We start from the raw sequence: 20,447 nt of genomic DNA on the forward strand, positions 1-20,447 counted from the left end.
TGTGAATCATGAAAAAAACATCGCTCTATATAGCTTTAAGTGCTGCTGCAGTTTTTGCAGCTTCATGTAAAAAAGATTTTCTGCAGAAATATCCTAAAACAGAGATTTCTCCGGATGCTTATTTCAACACAGCCAAAGACCTGGAAACATTCGCCAATACCTTTTACGATAAGGACTATTCTTACGATGATACGAATAGTGACAATGTTTCGTACTACAGCAGCAGTGGCGAATTAGATGCCTTACTGGAAGGCAATATAGACCCTACCACCGTAGGTAAAACCGGCTGGGACGACTGGAAGAAATTACGTACCTATAATTTCCTGCTGGATTACGCGCACCGTGCTTCCGGCGATACCGTAGGTATTAACCATAATATCGGTGTGGCCAGGTTTTTCCGTGCTAAATTCTATATCGCCAAACTGGCCCGTTATTCCGATGTGACCTGGTATTCACATGTGATGACAAACGTAGATTCTGCGTTGTACCTGCCACGTGATCCTCGTGCGAAAGTGGCGGATTCCATTATGGCAGATCTGAACTACGCAATCAGTAACCTGAAACCGGAGGATAACGGGAACAGAACCCGCGTGAACAAATGGACGGCGCTGGCACTGATGGCCCGTTTCGGCCTCTTTGAAGGTACCTTCCGTAAATACCACAGCGAGCTTGGTCTGACAGACAAAGCGGCACCATTCCTGAACGCCGCTGTGGATGCAGCGCAGCAGCTCATCGCTGGTGGTAAATTCAAAATCTATAGTACTGGTAAAGGTGCCGCTGATTACCGCGCACTGTTTAGCAGTCCTACGCTGAATGGAAACCCTGAAATTATTCAGTGGTTCGATTGCCAGCAGAGCCTGAGCGTAGGTAACAACTCACATACCGTATTGGGTTGGAGCTGGTCTGTCAGCAATAGCCTCGTAGAAAGTTACCTGATGACAGACGGTACGCCGTTTACTTCTCAGCCAGGTTACAAAACAAAAGGTTTTGTGGATGTATTCGCCAACCGCGATCCGCGTTTAGCCGAAACCGTTGCCTATCCGGGTTATTCTATTACCAACGATAACAGATTATATTATGCGAAGCCTAACCTGGGTGGTTATGATCAGCTGAAGTTTTATCCACGTGATCCTGCATTGCGCCAGGGCTGGGATGCGAACTATACTGGTATGCCTATGTTCCGCTATGCGGAAGTATTGCTGAACCTTGCTGAGGCTAAAGCAGAACTGGGTAGTCTCACACAACAGGATGTTGACAATACGATCAATCAGTTGAGAGACCGTGTGGGTATGCCTAAACTGATAATGGGTACAGCCAACGGAGCTCCTGATCAGGTAATGGCAAACGCTTATCCTGAAGTTTCCGGCGCCAATAAAGGTGTGATCCTGGAAATCAGAAGAGAGCGCCGTGTGGAGCTGGCTTGTGAAGGCCTTCGCCTCAACGACCTGAATCGCTGGGCAGCAGCCGGTCGCATCCAGGATGCGCAACAAGGTATGTATGTTCCTGCACTGGGTGGTATTGATATGTCGGGAGATGGTATCCCTGATATCGCTATCCTGGCGAGTCCTACTGACACAGCTGAAATGAACACGGTACCACTGTCTGTAAGATATACCATCAGCCGCTTCTATCTGAAAGATGCCAGCGGTAAGGAAACAAACTACTATCTGGACAATGGCCGCAGCGGCAGAATTTCGTTTACACGTTATCGTGATAATCCACGTAAATTCGTTGCACCGAAATATTTCTATCGCCCGATCTCATTACAGGAAACTGTACTGAATCCTAATCTGAAACAGATTTTCGGCTGGTAGTTAGCAAATAATTAACGGAGAGCAATACCATACTGGCTGTAAGCAATAACCGTTGCCCGGGGCTAGTATGGATTTGCTCTCTTTTCTTTTATTTTTTTTATACAGATGAACATGAAGAAAACCATGCTGTCAGCCGCTCTGGTGCTGACATCCATCAGCCTCTTTGCCCAACTCAACGGTAGCGTATATACGGAAAACCACAAAGGCTTGAAAGATGTTTGTGTTTCCGATGGATTGAATGTAGTCAAAACTGATGCTGATGGCCGGTTTACACTGCCAGGGCACAAAAACCAGAAATTCGTTTTTATCACTACTCCTGCCGGATATAGATTTGTTAACAACTACTTTATTAAAACTGACAGTACGGTAAAAAGCTATGACTTTCCTATGAAAGCCATACCAGTACTGCATAGGAAAGATATTTCCCGTTTTGTCAGACTGACTGATACAGAAACTTACCATTTCGGTGAGTGGATAACAGAATCATCTACCTACGCCAAAAATGAACATGCGGATTTTATCGTACATACCGGCGATATCTGCTATGAGAGAGGAATGCAGTTCCATGCACAACATGTAAATACCCAAACCATGGGGCTGCCGGTTTATTACTGCGTAGGTAACCACGATCTCGTGAAAGGCCCGTACGGTGAGGCTTTGTTTGAATCGTTGTTTGGCCCTGTATTTTATTCTTTTGAGGCAGGCAATACACATTTCATCGTAACGCCTATGCGCTACGGGGATTATAAACCATCTTACACCTATGACGACCTGTACTACTGGCTGAAGAACGACCTGGCACATACAGACCCAACTAAATCTGTTGTGATTTTTAATCACGATCTCCTGACATACGATAGTAATTTCATCATAAAGAATTCAAAAGGAGATAGCCTTGTTCTGAACGATCATAACCTGAAAGCATGGATCTACGGGCATTGGCATATCAATTTTGCACGTAAACACGGTAATACCGGCATCAGATCGCTGTGTTCTGCACCTGCTGCTGATGGTGGTATTGATAATTCCATGTCTAATTTCGATGTGATAGAAGTGGCGCGTGAAGGTATTGTATCTGTTAACAGAAGATATACTTATGTAGATAACCAGGTGGTACTGGTATCACCATCGAAGCAAGGAGCTGCTGTAAGTGGCCAGCAGCTTACTGTCAGCGCTAACGTATATCATACGGAAGACCCGGTAAAAGCAGTTGTTTTCAGGATGTATGACAACAATGGTAAACTGTTGCAGCAGACACAACTGAATGCTGCCAGCGACTGGACATGGAAAGGAACGGTGAATATTAAAAATCTCCCGCCGCAAAGCCGCTACAACAGTACGTTAGAGGCGACCTTAAATACCGGCAGAATATTATTCAGACGTGATACTTTTAGTCTGGCTGCTGCTACTGCTCCTAAAGCTACAGCTGATTGGAACCAGGTACTACAAAACGCGCAACGCCTGCCACAAATAAAAGATAATGGAAAGGTGCATCCACGCCTCGTCTGGACGGCCAACGCAGGAGGAAATATCTGGAAATCATCTCCCATTATAATAAATGGAAAATTATACCTGGCTACACTGGATGATGAAAATATTACCAATTGTGCCATCCTGGCCCTGGATGCCGTTACAGGCAAACAGTTGTGGAAGTTCTCTACCGGAAATTCTATCAAACAAAGTTTATCCTTTGCAGACGGAAAAATCTTTGGTACGGATGCTGAAGGCATGACTTATGCCCTGGATGCTAATACCGGTAAGCTTTTATGGAAACATGATGGCGGTATGAAAGATCTTGCCACCTATAATAGTGCAGGTGTTATTTACAATAAAACTTATATCACCGGTGCAGGTCATTACATGCAGGCACTGGATATTAACACCGGAAACCCGCTGTGGACAAACAGTTCATGGTCTGGCGGTGAAGGTACACCTGTTGCCATGACCATCTTCGGCAACGAGTTAATTACTTCTTCCAACTGGAATGCCTTGTTTGCACACGACCTGAATACCGGAAAACTGCTGTGGAAAAGGAGCGACGGAGGTATCCGGTTCAGAAGTGGTACTGCTGCTGTGGCAGACAATAAATTATATGTGCATGGCATCAACATGCTGCATGTACTGAATGCTACAGGAGAAACTACAGATAGTATTCCACTGCAATACAACCTCAAAACCATGACTGCGCCTGTAATTACGGATGATAGAATCCTGGTGGCAACAGCAGAACATGGCCTGATTGTATATGATAGAAAAAGCAAGGAAGAACTAGGTGTGTTCAAGCCAAAACAATCCCTGACTTTCTCTGCACCTTATACATTACCGCCGGCTGCTGCTGTAGAGAGCACACCGCTGGTACTTGGTAAATATGCATTCGTGGCCGCTGCAGACGGACATCTGTACCTGCTGAATATTGCAGGTAAGCCGGAATTGGTGACTGATATTGATTTGGGAGCGCCGGTGCTGGCAGATATGGCGTTGGTTAACGGAATGCTTTATGTAGCTGATTTTTCGGGGAACATTAATGCTTTTGTGTTAGAATAGTTGTTTGTATTTGTGTTAAAAGTAAGGCTGGCCAAAAAGCTTTCAGTTATCATGATTGAGTTGCTTTTTGGTCAGCCTCTTTTATTAGTAGTCTGCTTTGCCTGTCTCTGGGGCTTTCGCAGCCTGACTATCGCGTGTGTTCTTCTGTACGGTGATAGCTCCGAAAATACTCAGTAAAAATGCGAATGCATAAAAACCTTTTTCGCTTGGGAGCAATGTTGCATTGAATAATCCTACAGTGAGCAGTACAATGGTCAGCAACATAGATACCCAGCTAATGCCGTAATAGATCTCGGTTACAGGTATGCCTTCGATTTTATCGCGCACACATTTTTGTACTGATACCGCTGCAAACAGGCCATACATAAGGATGGTGAAGTAATAACCTTTTTCATTCAGCTGCATATTGGAGTTCCACAGACCGATAATGAAGCCGGTCATACCTGCTGTCAGCGCGATCCAGGAAGCGATGATAAATGCATTTGATGGTTTTTGTTTCATACAGTATATGGGTTTTGCTTAAGTAATAATACTACTTTATTTCAATTTTGTATGTCCTGCGTGTATGCTTTAGTGTTAGAGAAATGCTAAAGCTGGATGATATGGTCTATAAAAAAAGCCGTTTCTACTGAGTAGAAACGGCTTTTTGTTTGTAGCGAGGAGCGGATTCGAACCACTGACCTTCGGGTTATGAGCCCGACGAGCTACCTCTGCTCTACCTCGCAATGAGGGTGCAAATGTAGGCAATAATTTGGAACTACAAAATTTAGTGTTGGATTTTTTTAAAATAAGCAGAAAAACGTAGGTGCGTTACCGTTAGGTACGGCATGAATTTGCAGAAATTAAAAAAGCCTTGTGTCTATTCAATAGACACAAGGCTTTTTGTTTGTAGCGAGGAGCGGATTCGAACCACTGACCTTCGGGTTATGAGCCCGACGAGCTACCTCTGCTCTACCTCGCAATGTGGTTGCAAATGTAGGCAATAATTTATAACTGCAAAATTTAGTGTTAAGTTTTTTTTATCAATACGTTATGAAGATTAATTAAATCTCTCCTTAAACCCTTTACTGTAGCTGTTTATAGAGAGAAGAATTTTTTTTATTTATTTTTATCAGATGTCTGAATATTCAGTAGGACGTACAAATATTATATCCTGATGCGATACATTGTGCTGATATTCCGGCAATGCAACCAGCTTTTTCCATTCAGGATCTGCCCCGAAAGATTTCCAGTGTGCGTCTCTGTCGGCCTTATTGTTGAAAGTGGTCAGGTACATCAGATTGGGCATATGCGCGCCTGCAATGACGGAACCATAGAACACCGCATTAAAATTCAGCCGCTTGAAAATTCCTACTTCTCCACCGGCATTAAACATTTTTACTTTGCTGGCATGCGAGCGTTCTGTAGCACTTTCGTAGCTACGTAATTCATATACGCGCTCGTTTTTAGGTGAGCTGAGTGCCGGTAACGCATAGGCAGGCATCTCCCCGAAAGCCTGTAGCAGTATGGTTTCTATGCGCACATAAGGGGCTGTTTCATTATATCCGTCCAGGAATGGACCCGCAGCAGCCTGGTAGTTATTGTCCTGTTGCAGCTGGTTATTCACACTGGCAAACTGGTCCAGCGATTTACAGGCCGTAAACACATATACCTTGTTGTCGCTGCTATCCTGGCTGATAGGCTTGAATACGCCAACATCCCGGATGCCTGCCCGGTGTAATGCCGGCAGATAGGCCTGTTGAAGGAAATTGTCCAAACCGGCTTCCTGGGCTGGTTTGATATGATATACGCGAATCTGGTAATATAAGCGGCCTTTATCTTTGGCAAAAGCGCCGGCAAAGCCGAATACAAGTAAAAGCGATAATAGACGAGACTTCATTTGTGGAATTTTAATGCAACAAAATAGGGCTTTCATTCCTATTTTTATAGTTCCGGTTATCTTGCGATACCGGCCTATCTTTGTTAAACTGAAACCAGGTATTATGTATAGCGATCCAGAATTATTAATAGAAGAAACGAACGACAGAGGTACGATGTACGCTATTGTAGAGCAGGACAATCGCACTGCCTACTTTTATTTATATCCTTCGGAGATCATGGGCAACCGCTTTAAGCCGCGTCCGTGCTGGCTCCGTAATCTGCTTCCGGCACCAGAAAAGAAAGATATCGCTGCCATGAAAGATGGGGTGGCACCAATGTTGGAAGTGCGCTACTGTAACCATCCGGAAGGAAAGGAAAAGCTCGAAAAAGAAAGAATTTCCTTTATCTGGAATGCAGAAGGCGACGGCGCAGCCATGCTTTATGACGGTGAAATACTGGGCATCATTCCTGGCTGGGGGCTTTATTCAGATGAGCCTGCTGCTTATGCTGCTGATTGTACTGATGGGGGAGAAGATAGCATTACCTTCCCGCTGGGCACACCTGAAACCAACGGCCAATACCGTAAGTTCCTGGATGCTGCCGGATTCTGGGATAGCTGGGATGACGCTGAAAACCCACAGTGGCCTGCCATCCAGGAGAAATTCCTGCAAACATATGAGGCGCATTTTGGCACTGAAACAGCCTACTATGCCATCGATGGTGATAAATGGCCTCCAATGGCCATCGGCAAATATGAAAAAGATAATATCGTCTACCTCGCAACAATGGGTATGAGCATCAGGCCTATGCCATGGGTGGAATTCCTGTATAACGACAATGCCGCCGCTTACCGTCGCGCAGAACTGGCCATCGCATTGGATAAGCAATATTTCAATGAAGAACAGATCATGCAGATTGGCCAGCAGCTTGCCGGACTCGCAGATCGCCCATGGAAAATAGTCACCTGGCTCGGAGAAGGCCATACCGTCTCCTCCAGCGTACTGCCGGCACCGTATGAGAGCCTGATCTTATCATCTGCCCTCTACAACGGCCCGCAGCTGGATATGCCGGAAATGTACGGTGATAAAGTAAATCTCTATTGGGCGGTGCCTGTGACCTTTGAAGAAAGAGAATATGCCCAGAGTATACCCAATGGCGGTTATCAACTCCTGGAAGAAATGATCAATGCAGGACTGAACCATATTGTCACGCTTCGTGACGCACTGAAATAACGATTTAGCAGGGCTGCGGTTTCCGCTGGTGTAAAAAATAACAGTACACATAACTGCTTTTGTATATTGGTTACCCTCGGTTCAACCTATATACAAAAGATGAAGAAAGTTATACTACCTGTACTGCTAGTAATTACCACAGGAGTCGCAGCCCAAACTGATACGACTATACGAAAATTAAAAGAGTTTTCTGTTACCTCCCGCAAGAAAACGATTGAAGTAAAAGATGATAAGATCATCTATAATGTAAGCACCAGCGTAAACGCCATAGGCAGCAACGGCCTCGATCTCCTCAGACGCTCCCCGGGCGTAATAGTAGATCCCGCTAATAATATTTCTCTCAATGGTAAGGCAGGTGTCACGGTCTATATCGACGGAAAGCCCACCTATATGCAGGGCGACGCACTGGTGGCCTTGTTGAAATCGCTGCAGTCGGCCAATATCCAAAGCATTGAAATCATGCCCAACCCTTCCGGGAAATATGATGCTGCCGGTAGTGGCGGCATTATCAATATCCGCCTGAAAAAGCTTACTGCTGCCGGTTATAACGGTGATGTGGCCGCTGGCCTGCACTTTGGTGAAACACCTAAAACAGAAGCCGCACTGAACATGAATTACCGTACCGGTAAATTCAATCTATATGGAAATTATAACCACCACATTGGATATAATAATATGCAGTACGACTTCTACCGCATACAGGAAGGACAAATCTATGATAACCGTACAAAGGACACGGATAAACGAAATCCGGTCAACTTTAAGGCCGGTGTGGATTACACCATTAACAAACACAGCACCATTGGCCTGATGATGAATGCGAACCTGTACATCGGACCAGGTGTTACCTATACTACTACCTATATCTCCGATAGTGCTACCGGCAAGCTGCAATCCATGCTGAATGCCTATAACGACTACTATTCCCAGCAACAGAACTGGAAAAACTATAACCTGAACTATCAATATAAAGATAGTATTGGCCGCACTTTCACCACTGATATTGACTATGGCGCCTACCGTGCCCGGATCAAAAATATCCTCTATAACCAGTTTCTGGCGGCGGATAGTACAACAGAAACAGACAGCTATACCCTTCGTACGCTCAATAACAGCGATATCAACATGTATGGGCTAAAGGCCGACTATGAACAACCATGGGCCAGCGGAAAGCTCTATGGTGGGGTAAAAGCCAATGCGGTCCATTCTGATAACCAGGTGAGCATATATAACGTAGACGGGCATACGGAAACACTCAATATCCAGCGCAGTAATAGCTTCCTGTACGAGGAAGCTGTATATGCTGCCTATCTCATGGCTGATCAGGAACTGGGCAAGTGGAAACTCAGCGCCAGCCTGAGAGGGGAACAAACCAGTACAGATGGTCGCCTGGTGGCTAAAAGTAAAGTCAGCGGACAAGATAGTACCACCAATATCAGCAACCACTACTTCGACCTGTTTCCCGCTGTGCAGTTGAGTTACAGGTATACAGATGCCCACCGTTTTTCCCTCTTTTATAATAGAAAGATAGACAGGCCCAATTATGCAGACCTTAACCCGTTTGAATACCAGATGGACGAACTATCTTACTGGAAAGGAAATAGCTTCCTCCGGCCGCAATATGTCAATAGTGTAAGCCTGGGCTACAATGCAGCTGGCATTATCTCGGCTACGCTCGCATATACGCATACCAAAGACGTCTCCGTGCAGATTTCTGACAGCATCGGTAATAAATTGGTGATAACACCTGAGAATATTGGTTCTCAGAATCTCATATCATTAAATATCTCTTCTTCCTTTGCACCGTGGAAATGGTGGAATATCACTGCCAATGCCAATATTTTTTATAAAGAAAACAGTATCAACTTCGATCCGGAAAGAATAACGAAGCTCAGCCTCAATACGGTGAACTTTAATCTGCAGCAGGTTTTCGACCTGGATGCGAAATCGCAGCTGGAGCTAAGTGGGTTTTATAACTCTCCGGGACTTAGTGGCGGCTTCCGTCGTACAGGCAATGTATGGCAGATGAATATCGGGCTCCAGAGAAAAGTACTGCACGACAAGGGAACGGTCAGAATTGGTATCAGTGATGTGTTTCAGACTTTCCGGTGGTATAGTATCCGCGTATTTGACGGTATGTATTACCGTAGTAACGGGTACCAGGATTCCAGGCAGCTTAAACTGGGTTTCAGTTACAGATTTGGTAACCTGAAGATTGGGGCCAGAGAACGTAACTCAGGGTTGGAGAATGAATCCAGAAGAGTGAAATAGGGCAGGGATCTGCCTGAAAAAAAATTTAAAAAAGGAGGGGTGTATCAGGAATGATGCGCCCCTTTTTAATTACCAACTATTCTATTTTATCCTAAATCAGTATGTTCAATAATTAGTTTGGATTGCTCCCGGGCTATAACGGATGAATAATGTTTTGCCAGCGAATGATATACCACGAGTTCATGCAGGCGCTGATTGGCCACAAAAAACCTGTTTAGCTGCATATGTACCAGGTCACCGATAATCCGCTGTAGTTTCTGTTCTTTTAATGACTGTGGATCGCTGCAGATAATCCTGATCTCTGTACAGAGCGGGTCCAAAGCCTGTCGTTGTTCCTTGAAATTGTTATAGATCACATCTGCCAGTGGGAAGTCGCTGGCGCTTTCGTCCAGTATTCCTGCTATGGCTGCTCTGTGTTTACGGTATTTTTCGTTTAGCTGTACCTGGAAAGTATGGTCTCCATTGAATTCCCGGAAGAATGATTCCTGGAGAGTTGTTAGCAGGTGCTGTTTTTGCAGGTTCGTTAACCCGAAGGCCTCCAGCAGTACTGCCACTGATTTCACTGCAAAAATCCATCTGTAGAATTCCTGGTTGCCACTTTGCACGTGTGGTAATAATTCCAGTACCAGTTCACTGTTTACATGAAAAATGCTTTCGCATAGTTCCATTGTCTGGCTGCCATAGCGCTCAATTTCCCTGATGTAGGTATCAAACTGGACCCTGGAAACGATATCGTTGTTGATATCATCGTTAAAGAGCTGGCTGATTTCCTGCATAACGGCCATGGCGTATTCTTTGTCGGTCATGTGCACCCTGATACGGAGGTGGTGTTCGGGGTCCTGGTACCGGAGAAAGAACCAGCTATCAATGATACCTTCATCTTTAAGATGTGCTACCAGTGGATAAATTTCCCTGGTAAGGAGCTTATCCAAAGATTTGGTACCGCAATAAATTTTAGCATACAGCCATTCGCTGCCGGGGGCAAAACTACGCTTCAGTGCAGCTTTCCCGGCCTGGCCAGGAATGGCTGGTTTGCTGTCTGTATATGTACTATTATAGAGAGGGACGACGATTTCATTGCAGTATGGCCCGCTATCGGAGGTGATGATCAGATGCTCATCTTCCACGAAAGTTTCATAGAGTACAATGTTCTCTTTCCTGAGTGCCTGCAGGAGCAGTTCCTGGGCAAGTGTGCAGGAAAGGTCGAGGAGGAGCTCATTGTCCCCTTCAGCGAGCAATACTTTTCCCGGGATGTTATGCTGTGTTATTAGCTGTTGTAAACGATCCTGATCGGTGCCGGTGCATGCGTGGAAGGCTGCTGTTGTCAGCCGCCACTGTGCCCTGCTCAGCACGATCTGTTGATAGCTTACCCTGGGAAGAAAAGCTGATTCCTGTAATATGTTCCAGTCCCAGCTGATGGCCAGTGCGTTTTGCTGGTGCTGGAGGTCGCAAAGGAATTTATATACAGGTAGTCCTATGCTGAAATTATGAGCACTGGTGAGTCGTGGTATTACTTCCTTGTTTTTGGACAGGGAAAACAGTACAATTCTTTCACCTTCCAGTTTTACGTAAAGGTCGCTGACAGGTATCTGGTGGTCGGTATCTACGGCGGAAGTACCCAGGAAGGGTATTTCATAGTCGTAGAGTTGGGGCCTGCGTAATACGTTACCGGTGCGTCCTTCGGGGAGGTGAATAATTTCTGCCAGAATTTTTTCGGGGTGTTGTGCTTTATCGAAGCTGGCTACCTTTTGCATGTTGGTGGCCAGTGTTTCGTTTACGGCGCCGAATCTGCCGAGTAGAGGCAGGCCGGAGACGCCGGAGCATGATTTCATGATGAACCTGAAATTGCCTTTATCCAGTTCTTCACCGGATGCAGCTACCAGGGTACCCATGAGGGCGGTGGTGGCAGGCATATTGGGGCGATGGTCAGGAAATGCCTGTTGAATCTCTTCATCAGTAAGCACTATTTCCTGGCAATGTTGCCTGGTGGCTTCAAGGAACTTTTTAAGTACAAACTGCCGATGCTGGTTCCAGACCATTTGGCGATGCGCTGCAGCGGCCGGAAGGATAAGATCATCGATCAGCGGGGTGTAGGAAGATTTATCACCGGCTACAATACCATAGCCGATACCGCTTTCACTGTCGAGCACCTGCATTAACGGCATGGCTCTGTTTTCATAACGTGCTGCAAATAGCTTCCGGAACGTTTTCAGGTCCTCAGGTTCTGCAGCAATATTGATAGGGGTTAACCGCTGAATGGCAGCAGTAATGGTTTCAATCGTTTGTTGATTTATACGATGATTTGGGGTTTGATGAAAGAGATCAACCTGGATCAGGTCTTTCCCTTTCATGCCGGGGCTAACTTTCTGAAGTAGTTCTCCGATAACATGGTACTGAGTTACATCTTTCTCATAAGCGAATAAATACTGCTGTGCTTCATTCAACAGATGCTGTAAATCGGCGTTGATACCCTTGCTTTTCAGTCTTTGTGATAGCGTGCTCAAATAATCGGGACCTGTTAACGTAGGATGAAAGGCCGATACGAGTATTTGGTTGTCCATCAACATGCTGATGAAGGTTTTGGCTTCATCAGCAGTGATGGATAGATCCGCGAGCGCAGCTATTAGCTGTTCAAGGGTAGCGCCATTACTGGCAGTTGTTAGGATTTTCTCGAGATAGATGTTATGGGAGAAACTACTCAGAAAATAATTTCTTTTATTGTCTTTTAACTGGTATTCGTAATATCTGTAGGAGTTACCGCTTCTATAAATGCTGCTGTTTGGAAGAAATACCATGATCGCGGCGATTTCTTCGTCCAGTAGTAATCCGTCTGCAATGGCTAAAATACAATGCATATCAGGATTGACCACTTTATAGAAAGCGTTCTCTGCTATTTTAAAACTAGTAGGGGCATTTTCAATACTTCCTACCGAGCAGCCTGCAAAAAGTCCATATGGCGTGCAACGGGCACACATTCTAAGAAGATACTTATATAGGGTGAGTATCAGTTTATATTCTTTTTGTGGTCGCAGGACTAAATTTCCTGCTAACCAGGGCATCAGCGATGAGTATAATTCCTGACTTGCCAGGTAAATAGCTTCCTGCAACAATGGCTGAGTGTAGATTTCTCTTATGTCTGCTGCCAGTTTTTCTACTTCATTTTTGTTTGTGGAATGAAGCGATTTTAAAGTGTTGTAGGATAAAAGCGGTAACCTGAGTAAATAAAAATCGAAAGACTTAACCTGCTGCATCAATACGCTTTCGTGCATGTCTTTTATTTGTACTACAAGGTGCTAACAACTTTAGCCATGTGAATATTTTTTCGACAAAAGTCATCGTTTACACGACGAAATACATCAGATTTTCAATATCCATTTCAGGCAATTTTGAGCATTTTGGTAACCTGATCCTTAAATCTGGAAAAACTGACTGGCTTAGGTAAATAGCCATGACGGCCTCCTAACGGGATATCCCCTAAACTGGCCAAAGGATAAGCGGTAACTACAATAAACCGGCAATCGGTATTTTTTAATAGCTGATTTAGTCCTGAGGTTTGTCGTCCGTAGATGTTAACGTCCAGCAAAATCAAATCAATTGCTCTTTCGTTTACCAATTCCATGACCGTATGTAACTGATCCGTAGCAATGACAAGCTCCATGTGTTCCATCTTGCTGAGGTAATTACTCAGCAATTCGCGCGCAAGGGGCTCGTCATCAACTATAGCACAACGATATGGCATTGTATACATCTGCGCTATCAGATAGTAGTTTTAGAAGGAATATCTGTCCAGGTATACCCTGTAGTTCCGGTAATATTAGTAGTTCGTCCGCTTTCAGATGATCTCTTTCCACTAAGATTGCTGATGGCACTTGCATCAGCTTTCGCTATAATTTCTTTCTGAAGTTGGAGGCCAGATACATTGCCATTGAGGGAAATTTGCTGTTTCATGGGAATTTAGGATGTTTAGTTCTAAACAAAAATGTCGATGTTACATCACAGCGCAATTTTTTTTAGACAAAATGTATCCTCTGCACGACAAATGTATCGTAACATCAAATATTCGGAAGGAGCTAGATAGGGTTATTCTTCTTCGCTGGCATCAGTGGCAATGCCCAGGCGTTTGTTCAGCTCGGATTTGTACTGTTTGGAGATAATGATAGAGTGGCTATTTACTAACTCGGCCGTATTGCCGATAATATTCTTAATGGCATTCAGCCGTACAATATAGGATTTATGGACCCGGATGAATTGTTTTGATGGCAACATATCTTCCATATGCTTCATCCGCTGGTATATAATGTGGGTTTCCTGGTTGGTGACTATCTTTATATAATCTTTCATCCCCTCTACATAATAAATATCGTCAAATACCACCTTACTCAGTTTCTGGCCATCTTTGACAAACATAAATGTAGTGGCAGGTTTGTCTTTCACCTGTACCTGGTTCTGCCTGCGCTGTTGCAGCGTAGCTTTAGCTTTATTGATCGCCCTGAGTAACCGCTCAAATCCAAATGGCTTCATCAGGTAATCCACCACATCCAGCTCATATCCCTGAACCGCATAATCAGGACTGGCGGTAGTAAATATTACCAGGGGCATTTGCGACAATGACCGGATCATCTCTATCCCGTTGATATTAGGCATGCGTATATCGGAAAACAACAGATCAACTGGTTGTTGTTGCATTATGTCTATGGCCTCCCAGGCATTCTCACATATACCCACCAGCTCAAGCTGCGGAACTTTAGCAATATAGGTACTCATTAATTCCCTGGCAAATGGTTCATCGTCTACTACCAGACATTTAATCTGTTGCTCCATTCAATATTTTAGTTAAGGTTCAGAGAAAGGGTCACCGCATATTTATCAGGACCATCCTCAATATCCAGTGTATATTTTCCCGGGTATAATAGTTCCAGGCGTTTCCTGGAGTTGGCCTGACCTATACCACCTATTTCCCTGGGTTCACTGGGCATACTGCTCTTACTGTTCCACACACTCATCTCCAGTTCAGGCCCGCTGGCAAGTATTTTTATAACAACGTGACATTTGCCGTCTACCCCTATATGACTATATTTAAATGCATTTTCCAGGAAAGGAAACATGAGCAGTGGACTTACCCGCTGGTCCTTAATGTCTTCATCATTGCATTCAAAAACAATGTTCGCCTTGCTGCCATGTCGTACCCGCTCCAATTCTGTATAGTTACGCATAAAATCAACTTCATATTGCAAATCCACAAAGGGTGCATCTGAATCATACAAGGTGTAACGCATCATTTCGGATAAATGTAAAATCAAATCAGAAGCCTGTTCCGCTCCTTTCAATGACAACATGTATATATTGTTTAATGTATTGAAAAGAAAATGCGGATTTAACTGCGCTTTGAGAAAACTAAGCTCAAGGTCCAGCCTGTCTTTCTCCAGCCTCAACCTTCGGGTAATATTCCGGATGGTGTCGAGCACCAGCTTCACTACTATACATGGGCCCACAGCCGTCGTAACTCCCCAAATCCCCCTTACCAGCCTGTGAAATGCTTCCTTTGTGAAAAGGCCATCATTGATAGTTTGTTTACATGCAGCCAGCAGCCCAGGTGTTTTAACGGCCATCTCATTGATAACGAATGCGCTGGCCAGATAATTAAACACATTAAAGACAAAAAGTGGGACCAGTAATGCAATAATGCCCATCACGATGTGCTTTCTCAAAATAAGCCCCGGGATCACCAGGTACATGATGAAATAAAAGGCAAATGCGATCGTAGCTACATTCCTGATAGCAAAAGCAACACATAACAGAAACGATTCATCGTAGGTTATGCTGACGAGGGTGGTGTGAACGATCAGTAAGAAGACCCAAACACTGATATGCGCTACTAGTCGGACTTTAGGTGTATAAAATTTATCAAAGGCACCGGAAACGATCCAATTTAGCAACCTGTTGTTCTGTACAGCTCCGGGCATAGTTACGTTATGTCTAACAGATACGGACATTGGTCGAATAAAATTTCACGGGTTCTAAAAACTTTCGTGCTTTGTATCCAAAATAAGAAAAAGTCAGAATTCACAAATTTTTTTATTTGTCGAGAGCATCGGATACTTTTTCAGTAAATGTTGAACCCAGCATCCATTGGCAACCATAATTCCTGGGAAGGTATTATTTAATTCAATCAGAATTACATCCACTGTTGTATAATCCCTCAGAATACCCTGCCGGAGTCCCTTCCACTGCCGCAAATTTCAACAGGAATTTGCGGCAAAAGCAGGTATTGTTCATAATATAATAAATCATAAACTTATCTAGTATTGTCATCCCAAAAGACCCGCATCCTCCCATTTATTGACAACCGTTTCGCTGACACCACATTCCAATAGGATTTCCTTTAAATTCTCATTATCATGGCCTTCAATGGACCAGTCAACCGCATAGGCACAGAAATCTTCCGTAACCGGTATCATTTCTTCCAGTTTGTTCGCCGTTAAATGTCGGGCAGCAAGCCGTATCATGGTTCTACCCAACTCATAATCGTCCATTTCCTCCATCAGCGTTTCCAGTTTTGAATATAACTGCTCAAAAGGCAGCTCATCCACCTGCAGAAACGCGTCATATTCAGGAGGGAATGTGCTTTCGCCATTTTTCAGACTGCGTTCAAAATCAGCAGCAGGTATACATGTCAATAATGGAATATAACTGTCCACATAGCGGTAACCTAGTTCCAGTAAGGCCAGCGGCTCCGTTATTGTGGCGCTTTTCAATGCCCGCAGAATGGCGCCGGCCAGTACTTCAGCCATCCGCGCTACGATGGTTTCAGGTGTTTCCTCTGCTGAAAGCTTTGAATAGGTGAGCCTGCTGCCATTCTCAAAGAACTGACGGATGTTGTCTAACTGATGGTGCTGATCATAATTATAAACTGAATGGGCAGTAAACTGGCCACCACCGGGGGAAATATAGAAGTGGCTGGCCTGGGATATTTTACCTTCCTGGTCATAATCGTATCGGGTGATATTTACGATCAGGGTGTGCGCATCATTCCTGAGTTCTTCTACCATCTCATCCGGCGTATAGCCGGTAAGGTTTTCCATGGATCCACGGCCATTCAGAGAAAGCCATTCAGCTGATATTTTTTTATCACCTTCAAAGGTTAACCGCTGTACTTTTGAAGGCAGCCCGGTATTTATACAATATTCAATATATGCTACCTGGTTTTCACTGTATTGATAATATCCTTCCCACACAAGCTGATTATAAGCATGTACTGCCCTGGTATAGCAGGGCAGCCCGTCTGCATTTAAGCCCCAGGCATCCAGCGGATGGCCTTCCATCGTCTCACTTTCTGCTAACATAGGCCCGCCGGCAGGGAATCCGGTTTTCGTATAGTCGTCTAATTTATATCGGCTGCCATCGGAATAAAGTGTGGTTTGTACCTGGCTGCTGGCAAGGGAAATACTGTCTGCTGGAGACAATAGCGATTTCCAGTACTGGAGTAAATTTTCAAACTGCGCTTCCATAGTAGTATAAGGGGTATAGGTAACAAATAATTTTCTGGACAGGAAATTACATATTTTTTCGGGTAGATGTTTGTCGGGGAGATAACAATTTATATCCCCTGACTTCCATCCATTTGTTCCCGTCCCCAGGCTCTCATGGCGTCTATGATGGGGAGTAGTGAATTGCCGAAAGCTGTGATCCTGTATTCTACCCTGGGAGGAACTTCTGCAAAAACAATTCTTTCAATAACCCCGTCTGCTTCCAGTTCGCGTAACTGGTTAGTGAGGGTTTGTTTGCTGGCTTCCGGAATCCCTTTTTGCATCAGACTATACCGGTTTTTACCATTGCGGATCAGGTGTATAATGATAGGTTTCCACTTGCCACCAATGATATTTAGACAATAAGTTACAGCACAATTGGTTGGGTTAAAATCTTTTGTTTTTCTAATACCTGTATTTGCCATTAGTCTGAAATTTTAGCCTATACCCATAAATATAGTCTGAGCTATAGTTTGATGGGAATGAGATTACTTGCCGTAAAATTACGAAACACTATGCTAACAGCTAATGGCATTCATCATTTCAGGTTAAACGGAGAAAATCTGTTAATAATTACTGATGGGGAAGTACCGTATGATAATAATTGTTTTGCGCCGGATATTCCGCGGGAAGAGGTGAATGCTATCAGGGGAGACAATGCAGAGGATATTATCTTAACACATAATATATTGATAATAAAGAAATATGAGCGGGTGATATTAATAGATGCTGGTAATGGCCCTGCCACGGCGCCAGCCGGCGCGCATCTGCTCACAAACTTGCTGTCTGCCGGCATCACCGCCAGAGAAATTACTGATATTCTGCTTACACATGCACATCCTGATCATATTGGTGGTCTGGTGAATGAGGAAAATCAGCCCGTGTTTCCGGCGGCGGCCATTCATCTTTCTAAAGCAGAATACGATTTCTGGCAAAATCCGGCGGCTGATTTTTCCCATAGTAAGCATTCGCCGGAAGCACTAAAAGCGGTTCAGCAGCAAATTCAGCAAATATTGTCTGTAGTGAAACCTCAACTTCATTTGTTTCAGGGGAATTGGTCGCTGATGAACATTATAAGGCCCATACCCGCACCCGGGCACACTCCTGGCCACATGCTGTTTTCCATTACTTTGGGTAGTGAGCAGTTCATTCATATGGGGGATATCTGTCATGAAGAGCTGCTGCTATTCAGCCAGCCTGGCTGGGGAACTATTTTCGATGTAGATTTTGAACTGGCGGCTGAAACCCGTTTCAGGGTATTAAACGCGCTGGCCACGTTGGGAAAACTAACATTCGGTTACCATATGCCATGGCCCGGCTTCGGGAAGGTAGTACGAAAAGGAACCGCATTTGCCTGGCAGCCTGTTGTTTAAAAAGAAAGGATAATTACCTTTAGAAACGAATCAAAAGCATGGAAAATGACTAAACTGACGACACTTGAATACCTCCGGCGCCTCATCGATGGAACGCTCACACCAGCAGAAACTACACATTTCATTTACCCTACAGCCACATCACAACTGGTAGGCTATAAGGTAAGTGAAGTATCTGAAGGCTACGCCTGCCTTACATTACAGGCCGATCCAGGACTCCACGGCAATCAGCAGGGAACTATTCACGGCGGAATGTTGTGTGAACTCGCTGACGCCGCCATGGGCACAGCTTTATCTACCTTATTACAGGAAGGTGAAAGCTTTGCGAGCATAGACCTTTCCATAAAATTTCTACGGCCGGCATGGGCTACCACCCTTAAATCCTATGCACGCCCGGTACAAATAGGTAAATCAGTAGTGCATTATACCTGTGAAATAAAAAATGCGGAAGATAAAGTGGTTGCCATTGCCAGTGGTACATTCATGATCCTGCGTGGCAACGCCGCTAAAGGAAGATAAATTATCCAAATAAAAAAGAGGGCTTTACGCCCTCTTCTTACCTGATTTTTTCTCCTTTCTTCATTTGGTCAAGTATCTTTTCATGGTACTCCCTGAAGTATTTGTTATCAGGTTGATCAAACTTATTAATGGCGGTTTGTTGCAATGTTATGGCATCATCCGTCTTACCTAACTTATAAAGCAGATTGGCTTTCGTGGTCATGTAATTCGGAGAGGTATCTTTTTGTAATGCGATATCTATCCATTTAAGCCCCAGCTGTAAGGTGGCAGTATCGTTTCCATGTATTGCCAGCACAAAGGCGTAACCACTCAGTTCAGCAGCATTGATCTTTGATTGGTTGTTTTTAACGAAAGTTTTTACAGCCGGAATATATTTATCGTATTCTTTGTTGCGCTGATAATTTTGTAACTCAAATTTTCCGTAAACGATGCTGGCATAGTCCGGGTACTTTTGTTTGAGTGTACGCTTGATAGCTGCAAGATCCGGCGTCTTTCCATCTTTCATGCCGGAATAGATTTCTTCTGACATAATGATCTGTTCCACTTTGGTTTCTGCGTACAGTTCGCCCATCAGGCTATTGATTTTTGCCTTATTATTTTTGAAGATGACAAACCCGGTATCACCGCTTTTACGGGTAAATTCATCCATCAGCTGAATCGTTTCTTTATTAAAAACTGTTGGTAATACCTGTAAATAGCGGGTGAAGAAGATATCTGCATATTGTCCGTCATAATTGCGATGGGCTTCTGTAGCGAGGCCGCGCAGCAGCGCCGTGTCCTTGCCTGCATTTTTTAATGCAGCTGCCATGCGGGTGTAGTACTGGGTTTCCGGCTGTAAAGCTTTCGCAGAGGCGGCAATGAAGGCTGCTGCAGAATCAGTACCCACTTTAATATGTACCAGTTCCCCTGCCGGAGTGAAATATAAAAAGGTAGGGTAGGCCATTATTTTATAATCCGTGGCAATAGCGTCTGCATCTGCATACCATTGTTTTACCGACTCATCATCTTTATCGGTTTTATCCATCTGGGCTTTTACGCTGATGAATTTCTCATTGAAATAATTTCCTACAACTTCTTGTGGGAAAATCTCTCTGCTCATCCATTTACAAGGGCCACACCAGGTAGTATAGCAATCTACAAAAATGAATTTGTTCTCCTGTTTTGCTTTTGCTTTGATCTCTTTCCAGCTCAGTCCATGCTGGAAATGAATACCTTTTTCCTGTGCATTTACTTTAAATACAACTAATAGCAACAGCAGACTTAAAATACGTGTATACATAAGCGTTATATTATCGGGGTCTGCCTGGC

The 20,447-nt window shown here is 44.3% G+C and carries 16 protein-coding genes and 2 tRNA genes; 6 read left to right on the forward strand and 12 right to left on the reverse strand.

Annotated elements, in window-relative coordinates; all coding sequences use genetic code 11:
- Window positions 1-8 precede the first annotated feature (8 nt).
- Window positions 9-1,814 carry a RagB/SusD family nutrient uptake outer membrane protein gene (locus F3J22_RS26015; protein WP_167020926.1) on the forward strand — a complete coding sequence of 602 codons (1,806 nt, stop codon included), beginning with the start codon at window positions 9-11 and terminating at the stop codon, window positions 1,812-1,814.
- A 111-nt stretch (window positions 1,815-1,925) separates the two neighbouring features.
- Window positions 1,926-4,358: a PQQ-binding-like beta-propeller repeat protein gene (locus tag F3J22_RS26020; RefSeq protein WP_167020927.1), complete on the forward strand. Its 2,433-nt coding sequence runs from the start codon at window positions 1,926-1,928 to the stop codon at window positions 4,356-4,358.
- Between the two features lie 84 nt (window positions 4,359-4,442).
- Here the strand turns inward: F3J22_RS26020 and yiaA are convergent, their stop codons facing one another.
- The 4 genes from yiaA to F3J22_RS26040 all read right to left on the reverse strand — a co-directional run bounded on the left by yiaA (window position 4,443) and on the right by F3J22_RS26040 (window position 6,237).
- A complete protein-coding gene (yiaA, locus tag F3J22_RS26025) occupies window positions 4,443-4,859 on the reverse strand; it encodes an inner membrane protein YiaA (protein WP_167020928.1) in 417 nt (138 codons plus the stop codon).
- A 152-nt stretch (window positions 4,860-5,011) separates the two neighbouring features.
- Window positions 5,012-5,083: transfer RNA gene (locus F3J22_RS26030), tRNA-Met, on the reverse strand.
- Window positions 5,084-5,247: 164 nt separating this feature from the next.
- A tRNA-Met gene (locus F3J22_RS26035) sits at window positions 5,248-5,319 on the reverse strand.
- Between the two features lie 150 nt (window positions 5,320-5,469).
- On the reverse strand, window positions 5,470-6,237 hold the full coding sequence (locus F3J22_RS26040) for an NIPSNAP family protein (protein WP_167020929.1): 768 nt from the start codon (window positions 6,235-6,237) through the stop codon (window positions 5,470-5,472).
- A gap of 103 nt (window positions 6,238-6,340) precedes the next feature.
- On the opposite strand from F3J22_RS26040, the gene F3J22_RS26045 reads away from it, so the two are divergent.
- Both F3J22_RS26045 and F3J22_RS26050 read left to right on the forward strand, forming a co-directional pair.
- Window positions 6,341-7,450 (forward strand): suppressor of fused domain protein, encoded by a 1,110-nt coding sequence (locus F3J22_RS26045; protein ID WP_167020930.1) that lies wholly within the window; start codon window positions 6,341-6,343, stop codon window positions 7,448-7,450.
- Between the two features lie 99 nt (window positions 7,451-7,549).
- The gene (locus F3J22_RS26050; protein WP_167020931.1) at window positions 7,550-9,721 is read left to right on the forward strand and encodes an outer membrane beta-barrel family protein; all 2,172 of its coding nucleotides are present in this window, start codon (window positions 7,550-7,552) and stop codon (window positions 9,719-9,721) included.
- 86 nt (window positions 9,722-9,807) lie between these two features.
- Here the strand turns inward: F3J22_RS26050 and F3J22_RS26055 are convergent, their stop codons facing one another.
- The 7 genes from F3J22_RS26055 to F3J22_RS26085 all read right to left on the reverse strand — a co-directional run bounded on the left by F3J22_RS26055 (window position 9,808) and on the right by F3J22_RS26085 (window position 17,672).
- Window positions 9,808-12,990: a lantibiotic dehydratase gene (locus tag F3J22_RS26055; RefSeq protein ID WP_167020932.1), complete on the reverse strand. Its 3,183-nt coding sequence runs from the start codon at window positions 12,988-12,990 to the stop codon at window positions 9,808-9,810.
- Window positions 12,991-13,097: 107 nt separating this feature from the next.
- Window positions 13,098-13,469 carry a response regulator gene (locus tag F3J22_RS26060; protein WP_167020933.1) on the reverse strand — a complete coding sequence of 124 codons (372 nt, stop codon included), beginning with the start codon at window positions 13,467-13,469 and terminating at the stop codon, window positions 13,098-13,100.
- 8 nt (window positions 13,470-13,477) lie between these two features.
- Window positions 13,478-13,669, reverse strand: coding sequence for a hypothetical protein (locus tag F3J22_RS26065; protein ID WP_167020934.1), 192 nt, complete (start codon window positions 13,667-13,669; stop codon window positions 13,478-13,480).
- A gap of 132 nt (window positions 13,670-13,801) precedes the next feature.
- Complete coding sequence (locus F3J22_RS26070; RefSeq protein ID WP_167020935.1) at window positions 13,802-14,542, reverse strand: LytTR family DNA-binding domain-containing protein; 741 nt, start codon at window positions 14,540-14,542, stop codon at window positions 13,802-13,804.
- Between the two features lie 8 nt (window positions 14,543-14,550).
- Window positions 14,551-15,684, reverse strand: coding sequence for a sensor histidine kinase (locus F3J22_RS26075; RefSeq protein WP_167020936.1), 1,134 nt, complete (start codon window positions 15,682-15,684; stop codon window positions 14,551-14,553).
- Between the two features lie 345 nt (window positions 15,685-16,029).
- Window positions 16,030-17,229: a hypothetical protein gene (locus tag F3J22_RS26080; protein WP_167020937.1), complete on the reverse strand. Its 1,200-nt coding sequence runs from the start codon at window positions 17,227-17,229 to the stop codon at window positions 16,030-16,032.
- A gap of 89 nt (window positions 17,230-17,318) precedes the next feature.
- Window positions 17,319-17,672, reverse strand: a complete 354-nt coding sequence (locus F3J22_RS26085; protein ID WP_167020938.1) for a helix-turn-helix domain-containing protein — start codon at window positions 17,670-17,672, stop codon at window positions 17,319-17,321.
- 90 nt (window positions 17,673-17,762) lie between these two features.
- Here F3J22_RS26085 and F3J22_RS26090 point away from each other — a divergent pair, with 90 nt between their 5' ends.
- Together F3J22_RS26090 and F3J22_RS26095 are read left to right on the forward strand one after the other, a co-directional pair.
- Complete coding sequence (locus tag F3J22_RS26090) at window positions 17,763-18,620, forward strand: MBL fold metallo-hydrolase (protein ID WP_167020939.1); 858 nt, start codon at window positions 17,763-17,765, stop codon at window positions 18,618-18,620.
- A 45-nt stretch (window positions 18,621-18,665) separates the two neighbouring features.
- A complete protein-coding gene (locus F3J22_RS26095; protein WP_167020940.1) occupies window positions 18,666-19,139 on the forward strand; it encodes a PaaI family thioesterase in 474 nt (157 codons plus the stop codon).
- A 37-nt stretch (window positions 19,140-19,176) separates the two neighbouring features.
- Here the strand turns inward: F3J22_RS26095 and F3J22_RS26100 are convergent, their stop codons facing one another.
- Entirely contained in the window at window positions 19,177-20,418 is a 1,242-nt protein-coding gene (locus tag F3J22_RS26100; protein WP_167020941.1) for a thioredoxin family protein, read from the reverse strand.
- Between the last annotated feature and the right edge of the window lie 29 nt (window positions 20,419-20,447).

This window comes from Chitinophaga sp. Cy-1792 (assembly GCF_011752935.1).
Taxonomy (GTDB): Bacteria; Bacteroidota; Bacteroidia; order Chitinophagales; family Chitinophagaceae; genus Chitinophaga.